Source organism: Spirillospora sp. NPDC000708, assembly GCF_040299565.1.
In the GTDB taxonomy this organism is placed as follows: domain Bacteria; phylum Actinomycetota; class Actinomycetes; order Streptosporangiales; family Streptosporangiaceae; genus Spirillospora.
Genome location: NZ_JBEPCJ010000024.1, coordinates 15,265 through 32,256, shown reverse-complemented (window position 1 = coordinate 32,256; position 16,992 = coordinate 15,265). Strand labels below are relative to the sequence as shown.

13 protein-coding genes are annotated in these 16,992 nt (G+C 75.4%); 9 read left to right on the top strand and 4 right to left on the bottom strand.

What is annotated here, in order from left to right:
- Positions 1 to 42 precede the first annotated feature (42 nt).
- Complete coding sequence (locus tag ABT299_RS19100) at positions 43 to 1,077, top strand: CDP-alcohol phosphatidyltransferase family protein (RefSeq protein ID WP_190860206.1); 1,035 nt, start codon at positions 43 to 45, stop codon at positions 1,075 to 1,077.
- A gap of 139 nt (positions 1,078 to 1,216) precedes the next feature.
- Here ABT299_RS19100 and ABT299_RS19095 read toward each other — a convergent pair whose 3' ends face one another.
- The 3 genes from ABT299_RS19095 to wecB all read right to left on the bottom strand — a co-directional run bounded on the left by ABT299_RS19095 (position 1,217) and on the right by wecB (position 5,312).
- Positions 1,217 to 3,379 carry a glycosyltransferase gene (locus ABT299_RS19095; protein WP_500251592.1) on the bottom strand — a complete coding sequence of 721 codons (2,163 nt, stop codon included), beginning with the start codon at positions 3,377 to 3,379 and terminating at the stop codon, positions 1,217 to 1,219.
- 86 nt (positions 3,380 to 3,465) lie between these two features.
- Positions 3,466 to 4,200, bottom strand: a complete 735-nt coding sequence (locus ABT299_RS19090; protein WP_190860211.1) for a hypothetical protein — start codon at positions 4,198 to 4,200, stop codon at positions 3,466 to 3,468.
- Positions 4,197 to 5,312, bottom strand: coding sequence for a non-hydrolyzing UDP-N-acetylglucosamine 2-epimerase (wecB, locus tag ABT299_RS19085; protein WP_500251557.1), 1,116 nt, complete (start codon positions 5,310 to 5,312; stop codon positions 4,197 to 4,199). Before wecB ends, ABT299_RS19090 begins: the two co-directional genes overlap by 4 nt.
- 24 nt (positions 5,313 to 5,336) lie before the next feature.
- On the opposite strand from wecB, the gene ABT299_RS19080 reads away from it, so the two are divergent.
- From ABT299_RS19080 to ABT299_RS19070, 3 genes are all read left to right on the top strand, one after another.
- Positions 5,337 to 6,815 (top strand): glycosyltransferase family 4 protein, encoded by a 1,479-nt coding sequence (locus ABT299_RS19080; RefSeq protein WP_500251556.1) that lies wholly within the window; start codon positions 5,337 to 5,339, stop codon positions 6,813 to 6,815.
- An 89-nt stretch (positions 6,816 to 6,904) separates the two neighbouring features.
- Positions 6,905 to 8,167: a nucleotide sugar dehydrogenase gene (locus ABT299_RS19075; RefSeq protein ID WP_190860220.1), complete on the top strand. Its 1,263-nt coding sequence runs from the start codon at positions 6,905 to 6,907 to the stop codon at positions 8,165 to 8,167.
- A gap of 140 nt (positions 8,168 to 8,307) precedes the next feature.
- Positions 8,308 to 9,507, top strand: coding sequence for a glycosyltransferase family 4 protein (locus ABT299_RS19070; protein ID WP_500251555.1), 1,200 nt, complete (start codon positions 8,308 to 8,310; stop codon positions 9,505 to 9,507).
- Positions 9,508 to 9,538: 31 nt separating this feature from the next.
- On the opposite strand, the gene ABT299_RS19065 is transcribed toward ABT299_RS19070, so the two are convergent.
- Positions 9,539 to 11,581: an outer membrane protein assembly factor BamB family protein gene (locus ABT299_RS19065; RefSeq protein WP_500251554.1), complete on the bottom strand. Its 2,043-nt coding sequence runs from the start codon at positions 11,579 to 11,581 to the stop codon at positions 9,539 to 9,541.
- Between the two features lie 170 nt (positions 11,582 to 11,751).
- Here ABT299_RS19065 and ABT299_RS19060 point away from each other — a divergent pair, with 170 nt between their 5' ends.
- The 5 genes from ABT299_RS19060 to ABT299_RS19040 all read left to right on the top strand — a co-directional run bounded on the left by ABT299_RS19060 (position 11,752) and on the right by ABT299_RS19040 (position 16,989).
- Entirely contained in the window at positions 11,752 to 12,354 is a 603-nt protein-coding gene (locus tag ABT299_RS19060) for an HD domain-containing protein (protein ID WP_387021445.1), read from the top strand.
- Positions 12,355 to 12,397: 43 nt separating this feature from the next.
- Positions 12,398 to 12,892 carry an SRPBCC family protein gene (locus ABT299_RS19055; RefSeq protein WP_190860228.1) on the top strand — a complete coding sequence of 165 codons (495 nt, stop codon included), beginning with the start codon at positions 12,398 to 12,400 and terminating at the stop codon, positions 12,890 to 12,892.
- Positions 12,893 to 12,983: 91 nt separating this feature from the next.
- A complete protein-coding gene (locus ABT299_RS19050; RefSeq protein WP_500251553.1) occupies positions 12,984 to 13,766 on the top strand; it encodes an acetoacetate decarboxylase family protein in 783 nt (260 codons plus the stop codon).
- Positions 13,763 to 14,431, top strand: a complete 669-nt coding sequence (locus tag ABT299_RS19045) for an SDR family NAD(P)-dependent oxidoreductase (RefSeq protein WP_500251552.1) — start codon at positions 13,763 to 13,765, stop codon at positions 14,429 to 14,431. The genes ABT299_RS19050 and ABT299_RS19045 overlap by 4 nt, the downstream gene beginning before the upstream one ends.
- 89 nt (positions 14,432 to 14,520) lie before the next feature.
- Complete coding sequence (locus ABT299_RS19040) at positions 14,521 to 16,989, top strand: HelD family protein (RefSeq protein ID WP_500251551.1); 2,469 nt, start codon at positions 14,521 to 14,523, stop codon at positions 16,987 to 16,989.
- Positions 16,990 to 16,992 lie beyond the last annotated feature (3 nt).

The window sequence follows — 16,992 nt, the reverse complement described above, 5'->3', positions numbered from 1 at the left end:
CCGATACCATCGAGCGGTCCCGGGACGAAAGGAAACCCCTCCATGGCGAACTTCACGCTCGACGACGTTCGGCAACGGACGTACAAGGCGCGTGACGCGTGGTGGACGGTCCTGCTGGTCGACCCGCTCGCCGCCCGCCTGGTGAAGTTCACCGCGAACCGGACCAGGATCACGCCCAACCAGCTCACCGTGGGCGCGCTGATCCTCGGTCTCGGCGCGGGCGCCTGCTTCGCGGTGGCGTCGTGGCCGTGGCTGCTGGCCGGCGCGGTGCTGTACCACCTGTCGTTCACGCTCGACTGCATGGACGGCAAGATCGCGCGGCTGAAGGGCACCGGGTCGGTGTTCGGCGCGTGGCTGGACTACATCTTCGACCGGGTCCGGGTGCTGGCCTGCGCGATCGCGCTGATGGCCGGGCAGTACGCGGCGACGGGGAACGTCGCCTACGTGTGGACGGCGCTCGGCGTCGTCTTCCTGGACATGCTCCGCTACATGGACGCGCTGGAGATCTACAAGGTGCGCTCGCAGATGCGCACCACGCTGCTGGAGGCGCGCCGGGAGGCGGAGACGCTGGAGGCGGCGGTCCGGCGGGCCGACGGCGGCCAGGGCGGGCTGCCCGACGCGGGCGAGGTCGGCGCGGACCTGCGCTCCGCCGAGGGCGCGCTCGGCACCGACCCCGAGATGGAGGAGCAGGTCGTCGGCGACACCGAGCGCGCCAACGCCGACCTCCAGGCGGGCTTCTACAAGCGGTTCCCCTGGTACATCCGGATCCGCAACGTGCTGCTGCGGGGCCGGATCCGCCCGCACCTGATCAGCGGCATCGAGTTCCAGATGGGCGTGTTCATCGTCGCCCCGGTGATCGCCGCGGCCGTGCCGGGCGCGATCATCCCGGTCGTGTGCGTGAGCGCCGCCGGCATGCTGGCCTTCGAGCTGTTCATCATCTACAAGTTCTGGCTGTCCAGCCGGGACTACAGCCGCAGCCTCGCCAAACTGAACGGCACGATCGAGGGCTACCGGGCGCAGCTGCCCGCCGAGGAGCCGGCGCACTCCGGCGCCGCCGTGGTCGGCAGCTCCGGCTGACCCCGCCGCCGGCCTCCACGACTCGCGACGGCCCGGCGGGAGGCGCGCACCATGCGCGCTTCCCGCCGGGCCGTCCGGTGTTGGAGGTCACGGTCCTCGCCCGCGCCCGCCTACCGCCCCTGGCCGGCGGCGGTCCCGGTCACGGGGCGGCGGCGAGGAGGTCGGTCCACTGGCGGCAGACCTCGTCCAGCCCGTAGGCGGCGCGGACCTGGTCGCGCGCCAGCGCCGCGTCCGCCTCCCACCGGTCCAGCGCGACCGTGCCGGAGATCGAGGCGGCCATCGCGGACGGGTCCGCGTGGATCCACCGGGTGTCGTAGATCGTCTCCGCGCCGGGCCAGCCGAGCAGCGCCGGGACGGCCCCGGACGCCATGCCCTCGGCGGGCGCGAGGTGGAAGCTCTCGTCGTCGCTGGTGGACAGCACGAACCCGATCCGGCGCAGCCAGGACGCCACGTCGCGGCCGTAGGAGTCGAACACGACGCCGCCGGACAGGACCGGGGACCGGCGGATGCGGCGGAACACCTTCTCGTAGTGGGCGCGCTCCTCGTCCTTCTGCCAGATCCACCAGTACTCCCACGGCAGCTTGGACTTGACGAAGAGGGTGAAGCGCGGGTCGTCGCGGCGCAGCTCCTCCAGCGCGTCCAGGGCGAGGTCGAGGCGCTTGCGGGACGGCGCGATGCCGATCATGCCGAGGTGGTGCTCGGCGCCGGCGAGCTTCGGCCGGTCGAGCTGCCGGTCGTCCACCCAGTTCGGCACCGTGGTGATCTTGGACATCGGCCAGCCGAGGATCTCGTGGGTCAGCCGCGCGTAGTGCGGGCTGACGCAGATGACCTGGTCGACGGCGTCGATGTCGAGGTGCCGGGGCCAGCGCGCGTACAGCTCGAAGCGGTGCAGCCGGACGACGAGCCGCTGCCCGGGCCGCTTGCGCTGGGCGAACCAGATCGCGTTCGGCCCGCACCACTCGCAGACGATCACGTCGGCCCAGTCGACGAGCTCCTGGCTGCGCTCCTCGTCGTGGACGCGCAGCGCCGCCCACGGGTCGACGCGGACCTCCATGTCGGGCCGCGACCTGAGGTAGTCGAGCAGGCGGGTGAAGAACTTCAGGTCGTGGCCGGCGACGCCGACGCGCAGGCGCCGCCGCCCCTCCGCGGGCTCCGGCGGGGCAGGGACGTCCGAGGCGGCGGAGCTCCGCGCGTGCTCCTCGGCGGCGGCGAGGACGGCGGCGGACGGCTCCGGGAACGTCTGCGCGAGGCAGTCGCGCAGGCGCCCGGCCGCGGCGTCCAGCGTGAACCCGGCGGCGGCGGTCCGGCAGCGCTCGGCGGCGAGGGTGTAGGCGTCGGGGTTCTTGCCGATGATCGTCAGCGCGTCGAGGACGTCGTCCTCGGTGGCGGAGAACAGCGGGTAGTCGACCCCGAACAGCCGCTCGTGCATCGGCGTGCGGTTCAGCACGACGGGGACGCCGAGCGTCCCGCACTCCAGCACCTTCGTGGACAGCTCCAGGCTCGCGTCCATCTCCGGGTGCCGCCAGGACAGCCCGACGTCGGACGCGGCCGTCAGCCGCATCGCCTCCGCGCGCGGGTGGCCGCCGTGCCAGACCACGCCCTCCCCGGACTCCAGCGCGGTCCGCATGCGGGTCGCGAACCCGGGCTCCTTCGGGTCGTCGTGGATCTTGTCGCCGACCATGTGCAGCTCGGCGTCCACGCCCCGCATCGCGAGCAGGCGCGGCAGCGACGTCATCTCGTAGGTGTTCCAGCGCGGCGCGAACTTGCCGGTGTAGACGAGCTTGAGCGCGCGCCCGTCCGGGGTGCCGTCGGGGCGCGGTTCCAGGCCGTCGGGCAGCACCACGACGGGCGGGAACAGCACGCTCTTGCCGGCCGTCGCGGGGACGGCGCTCTCCAGGAAGCCCCGCAGCTCCTCGGTCTGGCAGAGCAGCACGCGCGACGCGTCCGCGATGCGGCGCAGCTCGCCCTTGGCGGAGCCGGTGAACTCGGCGGCGGACTGCGGGACGTCGGTCAGGTACGTCCACAGGCGCCCGGCGAGCGGGCCGCCGGACAGCTTGCCCGCGAGGCGGCGGCCCCGCACGACGACGAGGTCGAACGGTTCCGGCTCGTCGACCCGGGCGAGGATCGCGGCGGCCTGCTTGGCCGGCATGCCCGCCTCCCCCGCGACCAGGCCCTCCGCGTGCGGGCTGCGGACGGTCACGCCGGGCAGGGCGCGCAGCGGGTCGACCAGCCGGCCGGTCCGGACCGGGGCCTTGAGCACCAGGGTCACCGCGCAGCCGGCACGGGCCAGCGCCTGGACCATGCCCTGGGCCCAGATCGCCGATCCGTCGATCAGGTTCAGGTCGACGTCGCCGTAGACGAGGGCGCGAGGTGGCACAGCAGTTCCTTTCAACGAGGCAGCGTCATTTCCGGGGGCGGACCCCCGGACCCCCCGGGCCGCGCCCGATGAGAGGGTTCGAGCAGGTCGTGCAGCCGGTCCGGCGTGGTGGCGGCGGCGTCCCAGTCCAGGAGCGCGAGCGTGGCGGGCGGCGCCTCCCCCCACAGGACGAGCGGCAGCGAGCGGGCCGCGGCGATCTGGCGGACGTCGTGGAGCGCGCGGTCCCGGTCGTACATGCCGGGGACGCCCAGGTAGGCCCAGGGGCCGCCGGGCTCGCCGGCCGCCGCGTCGACGACGACCAGGTCCACGTCCGCGGTGTCGAGGACGATCGTGGCGTCGTGCGGGTAGAGCGGGATCACCTTGGCGTGCTCGCGGAGCGCCGCGGCCGTCGCCGGCGCGAAGATCCCCGCGATGACGATGCCCTCGTACGGCGCGGCGGCGAGCAGCCGGTCCTCGGGCCGGTCGATCCGGTCGAGCTGGAGCCGCTCGCTCCCGGACGGCGGCGGCCCCTGCTCGGGGCCGTTCCGCTTGCGCCAGAGCCGGTACAGCTCCTTCGGCAGCCGCGTGCCGCGGCGGCGCGGGTTGCGCGCCGCGCCGGCGACGAGCCGGCCGAACTGCAGGGCGACCGAGGTCTCCAGGGCGCCGAGGCGCCGCTCCAGCTCCTGGACGCGCGCCTCGCGCTCCCGCAGGGCGGCGCGCAGCCGCGCCGCCTGCCGGTTCGCCTTCGCGCCGTCGGCTCCGCTCATCCGAGGGCTCCGTTCTCGCCGAGGAACGCCATGACCACTTCCGCGATGCGCGGGCCGGCGTGGCCGTCCCACAGCGGCGGCTTGCGGTCGCCGGCCTGCGCGCCGGACTCCAGGACCTTGCGGACGCCCGGCACCAGCTCCTCGATGGTGACGAGCCGGTTGGTCCCGTGGGTGATGGTGATGGGCCGCTCGGTGTTCGGCCGGACGGTCAGGCACGGCACGCCGAGGATCGTCGTCTCCTCCTGCAGGCCGCCGGAGTCGGTGACGACCGCCGCCGCGCCGCGCACGGCCGCGATGAAGTCGATGTAGCCGAGCGGTTCGAGGACGTGCACGCGGTCGTGGTCGCCGAGCCCGGCGGCCAGCAGGTTCGCGCGGCCGCGCGGGTGCACCGGGATGACGAGGTCGGCCAGGTCGGCGACGCCGTGCAGGTGCCGGACGAGCGCGGCGGCCGTCCCCGGCGCGTCGACGTTCGCGGGCCGGTGCATGGTCGCGAGGACGTACCGGTCCGGCAGCCCGTGCGCGTCCCGGACGCGTCCGGTGTCGAAGGAGTCGAGGTTGGCCAGCAGCGTGTCGATCATCGGGTTGCCGACCAGGTGCGCCCGCTCCACCGGGACGCCCTCGTTCGCCAGGTGCCCGATCCCCTCGGGGCTCGTCACCAGGCAGATGTCGGAGAGCTGGTCGGTGAGCCGGCGGTTCACCTCCTCCGGCATGGTCATGTCGAAGCTGCGCAGCCCGGCCTCCACATGGGCGACCGGGATGTGCAGCTTGGCCGCGACCAGCGCGGCGGCGATCGTCGAGTTCACGTCGCCGTACACGATGACGAGCACCGGTGAACGGCTCGTGAACTCCCGTTCAAGGCCGACCATGAGGGCGGCGGTCTGCTCGGCGTGCCCGCCGGAGCCGACGCCGAGGTTCACGTCGGGCTCGGGCAGTCCCAGCTCGTCAAAGAAGATCTCCGACATCCGGGCGTCGTAGTGCTGCCCGGTGTGGATCACCGCCTGGTCGGCGCCGGCGGCCCGCAGGGCGCCGATGACGGGCGCCGCCTTGACGAAGTTGGGGCGCGCCCCGAGGACGTGCACGATGGGTGACACCACAATTTCCCTTCTGTTCATCAGGGTTGCCTACGCTCCGTCGCCGTGCGGAACCTTGCCCTGAAAAAGCCGGTTTACCTGCTGGGACTCACCTGGCGTCAGATCCGCGACGATCCCGGGCGGGCGCCCCGGCTGGCGGTGCGGCTGCTGGCCCGGGCGGCGCCCGGGCCGCTCGGCGGGCGCCGGCTGCGCCGGTCCCGGCTGGCGGTGCCGCGGCCGCGCGGCGCCCGCCGGGAGAACGCGGAGCTGCGCGCGCTGCTGGCGCGCACCCCGCCGGTCTCCGGCGGCGCCGCCCGTCCCCGGAACGGTTCCGGGACGGGCGTGCTGCAGTTCGTGACGAACGCGCTGCCGGCCACGAACGCCGGCTACACCGTCCGGACGCACCGGATCGCGCTCGCGCAGCGGGAGGCCGGGTTCGACACCCATGTCGCGACGCGGCTCGGGTACCCGCTCAGCCAGGGGCTCGGCGACGCGCGGGCCCGCGTGGACGTCGACGGCGTCCCGTACCACCGGCTGCTGCCGTGGCTGCCGCCCGCCGGTCCGGTGCGGGCCGTCGAGAAGGGCGCCGACCTGGCCGGGCGGCTCGTCGAGGAGCTGCGCCCGGACGTCCTGCACGCGGTCAGCAACCACCTGAACGCGGCGGTCGCGCTGGAGTTGGGGCGCCGGTACGGGCTGCCCGTCGTGTACGAGGTGCGCGGGTTCCTGGAGGACTCGTGGCTGTCGCGCGACCCGGCGCACAGCGCGTCCGACGAGTTCTACCGGCTGACCCGCGAGCTGGAGACGCGCCGGATGGCCGAGGCCGACGCGGTCGTGACGCTCGGCGAGGCGATGCGAGCGGAGATCGCGTCCCGCGGCGTCCCCGAGGAGAAGATCTTCGTGGTGCCGAACGGGGTGGACGAGGCGTTCCTCGAACCGCTGCCGGACGCCTCCGGCCTGCGCGCGGAGCTCGGCATCGCGGCGGACGCCACCGTCGTGGGCCTGACGTCGTCGTTCTACGGCTACGAGGGCATCGACACGCTGATCGACGCGGCGGCGCTGCTGCGCGACCGCGGCGCGCCGGTCACGCTGCTGCTGGTCGGGGACGGACCCGAGCGCGGCGCCCTGGAGCGGCGGGCGGCCGGGCACGGCGTTCACGCCGTGTTCACCGGGCGGGTGCCGATGGGTTCCGTTCGCCGCTACCACGCGCTCCTCGATGTCTTCGCGGTCCCGCGCCGGGCGGACCGGGTCTGCCAATTGGTGACGCCCCTCAAGCCGCTGGAGGCGATGGCCGGGGGAATCCCCGTCATAGCCAGTGATGTCAGGGCACTTCGCGAAATCGTGGAACCCGGCGTGACCGGCGCGTTAACAGTTCCGGAAAACGCGGAAGCATGGGCGAATTGTCTGGAAGAGCTGGCTTACAGTCCCGAAAGAAGGCGAAAAACAGGACAGCGGGCCCGGGAATGGGTTCGGGCGGAACGCACCTGGCGGGCCGTCGCGACGGGATACCGGGCCGCCTACGGCCAGCGGCCCCCGATGGGGCCGTAGCGACCGACATCGCCTCGATCGAACGAATCGCCATACCTGACATCCGGGAGCGCGCCGGGCGCGCGCACCGATCTCGAAGGGAGCCGGGCATGGATCTGGTGGTCATCGGACTCGGCTATGTGGGACTTCCGCTCGTGCGGGAGGCGTGCCGGGCCGGGCTGCAGGTCGGCGGTCTGGACCGTGACGCGCGGGTGGTGGCCGGGCTGAAGGCCGGGCTGTCGCACATCGACGACGTGACGCCGGCCGAGGTGGCCGACATGCTGGCGGCCGGGTTCGCGCCGAGCCTGGACGAGGACGTCCTCGACGGCGCCCGGACCGTGGTGATCTGCGTGCCCACGCCGCTGTCGCCGGACGGCGGTCCCGACCTGACCGCGGTGCGCGGCGCCGCCGAGACCGTCGCGCGGCATCTCCAGCCCGGCGCCCTGGTGGTGCTGGAGTCCACCACCTACCCGGGCACCACCGAGGAGGTCGTGCGTCCCATCCTGGAGACCTCCGGGCTGGTCGCGGGCGAGGAGTTCCACCTGGCGTTCTCCCCGGAGCGGATCGACCCGGGCAACGCCGTCTACGGGGTCCGCAACACCCCGAAGATCGTCGGCGGGCTCACCGCGGCCTGCGCGACGGCCGCCGCCGCGTTCTACGGCAAGTTCGTCGAGCGCGTCGTGCAGGCGAAGGGGACCCGCGAGGCCGAGATGGCCAAGCTGCTGGAGAACACCTACCGGCACGTCAACATCGCGCTGGTCAACGAGATGGCGGTGTTCTGCAACGAGCTCGGCATCGACCTGTGGGACGCCATCGACTGCGCCGCCACCAAGCCGTTCGGGTTCCAGGCGTTCCGGCCCGGCCCCGGCGTCGGCGGGCACTGCATCCCCATCGACCCGAACTACCTGTCCTACAAGGTCCGCTCCCTGGGCTACCCGTTCCGGTTCGTCGAGCTGGCCCAGGAGATCAACGACCGGATGCCCCGGTACGTCGCCGAACGCGCCCAGCAGCTCCTCAACCGCGAGGGCCGCGCGCTGAAGGGCGCCAAGGTGCTGCTCCTGGGCGTCACCTACAAGGCCGACATCGCCGACCAGCGCGAGTCGCCCGCCCGGCCCGTGGCCCGGCGGCTGGCGCGGCTGGGCGCGGACCTGTCCTTCCACGACCCGTTCGTCACGGAGTGGCAGGTGGACGGCGCTGCGGTGCCGCCCGCCGAGGGCGACCTGCCCACCGCGCTGGCGGACGCGGACCTGGTGATCGTGCTGGCCGACCACGCGGCCTACGACGCCGAGACCCTGACCCGGCACGCCCGGCTGCTGTTCGACACCCGCGGACGCACCAGGGACGTGCAACTCGAAACCGTCGAACTGCTCTAGCGGGACGGCGCTCTGGCGGACCGGCACGAGTCGCCCGCGGCCGTCCATATCGCGGACAAGGGGAATTCATCAGTGATTTCCATGGGCGACGAAGACTCGAGCAGCAGGCGATTTTACCGGCACCTTGCGGAGTGAGTGAAATGCGGATCTGTGTTTGCACGGTGGTGCACCATCCGGAGGATGCGCGCATTCTGCACCGGCAGATACGCGCGCTCCTCGACGCCGGCCATGAGGTCACCTACATCGCGCCCTTCCGGGCGTGCAACGTGACCCCCTGGCGCGAGGTCAGCCCCGTGGACGTCCCGCGGGCCACCGGGAGGCGCCGCCTCCGGGCCCTGCGGGCCGCCCGCCGGGCCATCGCCGAGCACGCCGGCTACGCCGACGTGATCCTCCTGCACGACCCCGAGCTGCTGGTCGCGCTGCCCAGCGAGGCGCACCGCCGGACCGTCGTGTGGGACGTCCACGAGGACACGGCGGCGGCGCTCACCGCGAAGGGCTGGGTGCCCGGGCCGGTCCGCCCGCTGCTGCGGCCGGCCGTCAAGCGGCTGGAGCGGCGCGGCGAGCGGCGGCTGAAGCTGCTGCTCGCCGAGGAGGGGTACCGGGCCCGGTTCCGCGGCGACCACCCGGTCGTGCCCAACACCACCTACGTCTCCGACCTGCCGCCCGGCCCGCCGGACGACCGCCGCGCCGTCTACGTCGGCAACCTGTCGGTGGCGCGCGGCGCGCTCGACATGATCGAGATGGCGCGGCTGCTGGCCCCCGAGGGCATCACCGTCGAGCTGATCGGCTCCGCCGACCCCGACGTGCGGCCCGCGCTGCGCGAGGCGCAGCGCACCGGGGTCCTGCGCTGGTACGGGTTCGTCCCGAACGACCGGGCGCTGCGGATCGCCGAGGGCGCGATGGCGGGGCTCGCGCTGCTGCACGACGAGCCCAACTACCGGCACTCGATGCCCACGAAGGTCGTGGAGTACATGGCCCGGGGCGTCCCGGTGATCACCACGCCGAACCCGCCCGCGGTGGACATCGTCGACCCGGCCGGCTGCGGGCTGGTCGTCCCGTTCGGCGACCCGGCCGCCGCCGCCGAGGCGGTCCGGCGGCTGCGCGACGATCCGAAGCTGCGGGTCGGCATGGGCCAGCGCGGCTACGCGGCCGCGCGCGCCCGCTTCCACTGGCCGGTCCACGCCGAGCGCTTCGTGGCGCAGCTGGAGGCGTGGGCGGGCCGCAGCACCTCCGTCGTCACCGACCCCGTCATCGCCCCGCACCCCATGGCGGGACCGCTGCCGGAGCCGATGTCCGAGCAGCTGTCCGAGCCTCTTCCCGAAGCCGTACCGGACTACTGACAGGTCCGCCGGGGCCCGCGGCGCGGCCCGGTCAGGTGCCCGCCGACCAGGTCTGGAGGCGGCCGGCGACGGACCGGGCGAGGCGGGCCGCGGCACCGGGCGGGCGGTCCACGTCCACGACCACCACGGCCCGGCCGACCCGCAGCGCGATCATCCCGGCGGTCGGCCCGAGCTCGTAGGCCCGCCCGGCGGGGATGTCGGGGCGCTCCCGCGCCTGCGACTGGACCGCCTCCAGCGCTTCGAGCATCCGCTCGGCCGCCTCGGGCGTCTCCGCCACCCAGCGCACGCTGACCGTCAGCCCGCGGACCGCCGTCTCGGGCACCGCGTCGTGCCCGGCCTTCGCACCGCCGGAGGCGTGCGGGGTCGGCGACGTCCCGGCCTTGCCGGCCGCCTTCCCGGTCGCCTTGCCGGTGGCGCTCCCCTTGGGGGACGGCGTCGCCGACGGCTTCGGACCGCCGGACGGCCGCCCCTCACCCGGCCTCTTCCCGGCCGACTCGTTCCAGGTCGTCTCGTACGTGCAGGACACCGGGCGAGGCAGCGTCACGCCGCCGACGCTCGTCCGGGTGGGCCGGGCACCGCGGTCGTCGGCGTGCACGGCGGCCAGGTCGGCCTTCTTCAGCAGCGAGCAGGCGTCCGGCCAGTCGTCCACCGGCACGCCGCCCAGCTCGGCGGGGCCCGTGCCGTCCGGGCCGCCGCGCAGCGCGACCAGCCGCGCCGCGCCCGCCGGGCGCGGCGCCGCCTCCGCGACCGCCGCGTACAGCAGCCCGCCCGCCGCCGCCAGCCACGGCCGCGCGCCGGGCAGGTCCGGGTCCGTCGCGAACGGCGCCGGGGTCGTGGACGCCCGGCCGTCCGCCGGGTCCACGACGTCGACGCCCGCCGGGAGGAGCTGGTCCGCCAGGCGCGGCCGCAGCGCGTAGACCATGCCGCCCGCCTCCGCCAGCGCCGCGTATCCGGGGACGTCGCGCGACCACGCCACCGTTCCGGACGGGACGTCGACCGCCTCCATCCGGTCGGTGCCGGCGCCCTTCCCGTCCTGGTGGCGGACGACCACGAGCCGCCCGCCCGCGAGGACGGCCGGGCACATCCGGTCGCCGCACACCCCGTCGCCGTCCCACTCGGCGATCCGGTCGCCGGCGGCGGTGAACGCGCGCAGCGCCGCCCCGTCCGCGACGAGGACCGCGCCGTCCAGCACCCGCACCTCGGGGGACTCCCCCGCCGCGAGCGTCCGGCTCCACAGGACCCGCCCGTGCCCCGGGTCGACGGCCAGCAGCCGCCCGGACTGCCGCGGGCAGCCGACCGCGAGCGCCGCGAGGGCGTCGCCCCGCCGCCCGGGCGCGGCCCCGCCGTCCGCCGGATCGCCGGCCGGGTCCAGGGCGTCCGAGGGCTGCGCCGCGCCCTCGAACAGCCGGCAGCCCTTCGGCAGCGGCGTCCGCCACAGCCGCTTCCCGCTCAGCGCGGACACGCCGTACAGGGTGCGGCGGCCGTCGTCGGTGGTCAGCACCACCCCGGCGCCGGCGGGCCAGCGCAGCGTCGCGCGCGACACCGCCGCGGGCCGCTCGCCGTCGCGCCGCCACAGCTGCGCGCCCGACAGCTCGTCGAACCCGACGAGCAGCCGCTCGCCGCGCCGCCCGTCCCGCTCGAAGTAGGCGACGAGGCGGGACCGCGTGGACGTCCAGCCGAGCAGCGTCCACCCGGTGCGGCGGTAGCTCCAGCGCGCGGCGCCGTTCCGCGCGTCCCGGACCACCAGGCCGCCGCCGGACGCCGCGACGACCTGCCCGTGCGCCACGTCGTAGGCGACGCCGTCGTACCCGGCGGCCGATCCCCGGTGGATGCGCGTGGTGTCCTCCCAGCTCACCGCGAGCGGTCCGGGCGGCGGGCCGACGTCGGTCTGCGGCGCGACCGGCTGCGAGGTGACGGTGTGGCGGACCTGCCACCACTCGGCGTGCAGGACGAACCGCTCGACGAGGACCGCGCACAGCGCGACGGCGAGGGCGCCCGCGACGAGGCCGAGCGCCACGCGGACGCCGCCACCCGGCCCCGGCCGGCCGTCAGGCCGCCGCCGGCTCCCGCCCACGCCCGTGCCGCCTCCCTGTTCCGCCGACCGCATGTCCGTCCACTGGCCGCATAGTGTGGACCCCCACCTTGCCGTGTCGCGCCCGCCCGCGCGACACGGCCCGGACAGATTCGCCCGGGGACGCCCCGCCCTCCCGGGCCGGGCACCACCGGAACCAGCAGGGAGGGCACGTGGAGGTCTTCACCCGGTGGCGCACCTGGGACGCCGCCCGCGCGGACCTGGAGTCGTCCGGCGACGGCGCCCGCGTCGACCTCGGCGCGCTGGCCGCTGCGGCGGACGCGGCGCGGCGCTGGCACGGCGACCAGCGGCGCCCGACCGGCGACCCGTACGTCGAGCACCTGCTGGAGGCCCTGGAGGTGCTGGTCCGCGGCGCGGGCGTCACCGATCCGGCGATGCTGTCCGCCGTGCTGCTGCACGACGTGGTGGAGGACACCCCGGCCACGCTCGCCGACGTCGAGGACGCGTTCGGGCCCGAGGTGACCGAGCTGGTCGACTGGGTCACCAAGCCGCCGGCGGGCGGCGCCGGGCGGCAGGCGAAGCGCGCCGCGAAGTCCGCGTACCTGCGCCGGCTGCGGGACGCTCCGCCGGAGGCGGTCCTGGTGAAGCTCGCCGACCGGGTCAGCAACGTCCAGCGGCTGGACCGGATGCCGCCGGACTTCCAGCGCCGCTACTACGCCGAGACGGTCACCTACATCGTCCCGCTGGCCGAGCCGCACCCGTGGTTCGCGGCCTGGTACGCCGAGTGGCGCGAGGCGTTCTCGCACCTGCGCTAGCCCGGCCGATGACCGGTCGGTCACAAAGTGGGATGATCGGCGCATGGAACGCGAGTGGGTGGTCGAGGAGAGCGTCGCGATCGAGGCCGGCACGCGGGCGGTCTACGCCGCGGTCGCCGACCTGCGGCGGATGCGCGAGTGGAGCCCCGAGGTCTTCGCGACGTGGATCCGCGGGCGGGCCGTCCGGCCCGGCACGAAGTTCGTCGGGTTCAACCGGCTCGGCTGGCGGGTCTGGTTCACCACCTGCGAGGTGACGGTGGCCGTCCCCGGCGAGGCGTTCGCCTTCCGCGTGTCGAGCTTCGGCCTCCCGGTGGCGCTGTGGGGCTACCGCATCGAGGACGTCGGCGGCGCGGACGGCGCCCGGACGCGGCTCACCGAGTACTGGGAGGACCTGCGGCGCGGCACCCGCGGCGCGGGGCTGGTCTCGCTGCTCGGGAAGGTGTTCACGGGCGTCCCGGCCGAGGAGCGCGCCGCGCTCAACCGCGCGGGCATGCGGGCCACCCTCGGCCGGATCAAGGCGGGCGTCGAGCGCGGCTGAGCCGGGCGTCGAGCGCGACCGGGCCGGGTCGCGCCACCGGGAGGGCGGGCCGCCCTTGGCAGCAAAACGAGAACCTGTTCTACTTACCGGTGTGACAAGTGCCGCGCAAGTCCATCCGATCCAGGGGCACGAGGTCGCGCTTCCGGTACAGATCCGGGACGCCGCCGTCGCCTCGGCCATGTTCGCCGTCCCGGCCGCCGCCGCGCAGGCCGTCATCGCCTACTCCGGCCTGGAGATCGCCGAGGTGTGGCCGGGCCGAGGAGGCAGGTCGGGGTCGGTCGGCCGGGGAGGAAGAGCGATCTGCTCGCTGGCGTTCGTCCGCTACGCCGACGGCGACCTCGGGCCGTACCACGAGTTCGCCGTCGCGTTCCTCGTGCGCCCGCCCGGGACGCCGCCGCCGTCCGGCAGGCTCGGGCGGCTGCGCGGCATGCGGGACGTGGGCGCGTTCATCCACTGGCTCCCCGTGAACCAGGAGTTCACCCTGGAGTGCGGGCGCAGCATCTGGGGCTTCCCCAAGGAGCTCGCCGACATCCCGATGGACCTGGCCGGACGCGTCAAGCGGTGCGCCGTGCGGTTCGGCGGCCGCACCGCCATCGAGGTCGCCGTGCGGCCCGGCGCGCCGATGCCGGGCGGCGCCGGAGCGCCCAAGGTGGACGCGTACTCGTGCCTGGACGGCGTCACCCGCCGGACGCCGTGGACGCTCACGCCGTCCGACGTCCGGATGCGCCCGGGCGGCGCCAAGGTCGTCTTGGGCGACCATCCGGTGGCCGAGGAACTGCGGTCTCTGGGCCTGGACCGGGCGCGCGCGCTGAGCAGCACCACGGTCGGGCACCTGTCGATGACCTTCGACCCGGCCGAGGAGGTGCGCCCATGAGGCGGACGGCCCTGGTCGCCGGCGCGGCCCGCGGCGTCGGGGCGCTCGCGGCGCGGCGGCTCGCCGCGGCGGCATGGGACGTCGTCGCCGTGGACACCGACGAGGTCGGGCTCGCGGCCACCGCGCTGCGCTCGCCGAACACCCACGTCCGCACCTGCGACGTCACCGACCCCGAGGACGTGGCGGACATCCTGGGCGTGACCGGGGCCGTGCACCGGCTCGTCATCGCCCCGCCGCCCGCCTACGCACCGCCGCCCGCCAACGCACCGCCCGGCGCGCTGGAAGCGCCGCTGGACGAGGTCATGCGGCGCGCGTTCCTCGGTCCCGCCGCCCTCGTGAGCGCGGCGCTGCCCGGGATGCTGGAGCGCGGCGCGGGCGAGGTGATCGTCATCGTGCCGTCCGGCGCGTCCCCCGCGACGGCCGCCGCGTCCGCCGCCGCCCGCGCCTACGTCGAGACCCTCGCGGCCGAGCACCACGGGCGCGGCGTCGCGTTCCGCTTCGCGAGCCCGCCCGCAGGCGTCCCCGACCGGCTCGTCCTCGACGAGATCGACCGGTCCCTGGCGCGGCCCGGCGACGTCCACGTGGCGCCCGGCGGGAGGACCGGGCCGCTGCGCCTCGCGCTGCGCCGCCCGCGCCCGCCCCGGGCGTCGGCGCCGCCGCGCTGAACGTCGGGGGGACCGCATAGGCTTGTCTCTTTCGCCCCTTAGGGCGCCGGGGGCCGTCCCCGGCGAGCCGAGCGCGAGGAGCAGCCTGCATGTCGTCCCAGGTCACCGGGCGGCCGACCGAGCCCGGCGGCACGGTCAAGGACCGTGAGATCGCCGCCGAGCAGCGGTACGTCGACATCGCCTACGCGCGGCTGGAGGAGATGCGCGCGGACGCCCAGGCGATGATCCGCGAGGGCTACCGGCAGTCGCTCGCCGGCACGAAGGGCTCCCTGGTGGACCGCGACGCGATGGTCCACCAGGCGGCGCTGCGCGCCCAGGCCCTCGACATCGCCGACGACGGGCTGGTGTTCGGCCGGCTCGACCTCGCCCCCGGCGAGAAGCCGTCCGGCGAGGTCCGCTACGTCGGCCGGATCGGCGTGCGCACCAGCGAGCACGACTCCCTGGTCATCGACTGGCGCGCCCCCGCCGCCGAGGACTTCTACCGCGCCACCCCCGAGGACCCGCGCGGCGTCGTCCGGCGCCGCGTCCTGCACTCGCGCGGCCACACCGTCGTCGACCTGGAGGACGACCTCCTCGACCCCGACGCCGCCGACGGCATGACGATCGTCGGCGACGGCGCGTTCCTCGCCTCCCTCGCCCGCGCCCGCGAGGGCGCGATGCGCGACATCGTCGCGACCATCCAGCGCGAGCAGGACGAGGTGATCCGCGCGCCCGCCGACGGGACCGTCCTGGTCCGCGGCGCCCCCGGCACCGGCAAGACGGCGGTCGCCCTGCACCGCGTCGCCTACCTGCTGTTCCGGCACCGCCGCCGGTTCGGCTCGCGCGGCGTGCTGGTGGTCGGCCCGAACCGCCGCTTCACCGCCTACATCGAGCGGGTGCTGCCGTCCCTCGGCGAGGGCTCGGCGACGCTCCGCTCCCTCGGCGACCTCGTCGACGGCGTCACCGCGACCGTCCACGACACGCCCCCGCTCGCCGCGCTGAAGGGGTCGGAGGCGATGGCGGCCGTGCTGCGGCGCGCCGTCGCCGACCACGCCCCGGGCGCGCCCGACGAGCTGCGCGTGGTGTTCAAGGGCGTCGTCGTCTCCCTCGACCGGCGGGTCCTCGACCGCGTCCGCAACGACGTGCACCGGCGCAGCCGGGGCAGCGTGAACGCGGCCCGCCGCCAGGTCGCCGAGATGCTGCTGGACGCCCTCTGGCGGCGGTTCAACGACCTCGGCGGGCCGGAGGCCGCGCGGGAGGCGGAGGGCGCCGAGGCCGGCCTGTGGAACGCGATCCTCGCCGCCGACGGCCTCGCCTCCCTGGACGACGAGACCGGCCGCCCGGCGGGCGACGGCACGCCCCGCGAGCAGTTCGACGCGCGCGTCCGCGAGCAGCGCGAGTTCGCCGACTTCCTCGTGGCGTTCTGGCCGATCCGCCGCCCCGCCGACGTGCTCCGCTCGCTCGGCGACCCGGACCGGCTGCGCCGCGCCGCCGGGCGCGAGCTGCACCGCGACGACGTCGCCCGGCTCGCGGCGTCCTGGGCCGCCCCCGCTGGCGGCGACGCCCCGTTCAGCTACCAGGACGTCGCCCTGATCGACGAGCTCGACGCGCTGCTCGGCGCGCCGCCGCGCCCGTCCCGCCGCCGCGCGTCCGCCGCCGCCGACGACCCGTTCGTGGTCGACGGCGTCAACATCCTCACCGGCGAGGAGGTCGCGGAGGACGACTGGGAGCCGGAGATGCAGGAGCTCACCACGTCGATGGAGCGGCTGGAGCGGTCCCGCCGCGTCGACGACGGCGTGGTGGAGGAGCGCCCCGAGTACGCGCACATCGTCGTGGACGAGGCGCAGGACCTGTCGCCGATGCAGTGGCGGATGCTCGGCCGCCGGGGCCGCCAGGCCAGCTGGACGGTCGTGGAGGACCCGGCGCAGAGCGCCTGGGAGGACCTCGCCGCCGCCCGCACGGCCATGGAGGCGGCGCTCAGCGGGGAGCGCCCGTCGTCCCGGAACCGCCGCCGCCGCAAGACCGCGCCGCGCCGCACCCGGCACGAGTACGAGCTGACGACGAACTACCGCAACTCCACCGAGATCGCCGCCGTGTCCGCGCGGGTGCTGGCGCGCGCGCTGCCCGAGGCGCGGCCGGCCCGCGCCGTCCGCTCCTCGGGGATCGCGCCGGCCGTCCGCGTCCTCCCCGAGGCCGGGCTCCCCGCCGCCGCGCGGGAGGCCGCCGAGGAGCTGCTCGGGCAGGTCGAGGGGACGATCGGGGTGATCGTCCCGTTCCATCCGGCCGAGACGCACGACGAGGGCACGATCCCGCTGCCGCACGAGATCGCGTCCGCGCGGTGGGACGCCGCCGCCCGCGCGCGCCTCGCCGCCGGGCTGCCCGACCGCGTCCAGGTCCTCGACGTGCTGGAGGCCAAGGGCCTGGAGTTCGACGCCGCGGTGATCGCCGCCCCCGAGACGGTCGCCGCGCAGTCGCCCAACGGGCTCCGCGTCCTGTACGTGGCGGTCTCCCGCGCCACCCAGCACCTGGTCGTCCTGACGTCCGCGCCGGAGTGGGAGGGCATCCTGCTGTCCGGCTGACGC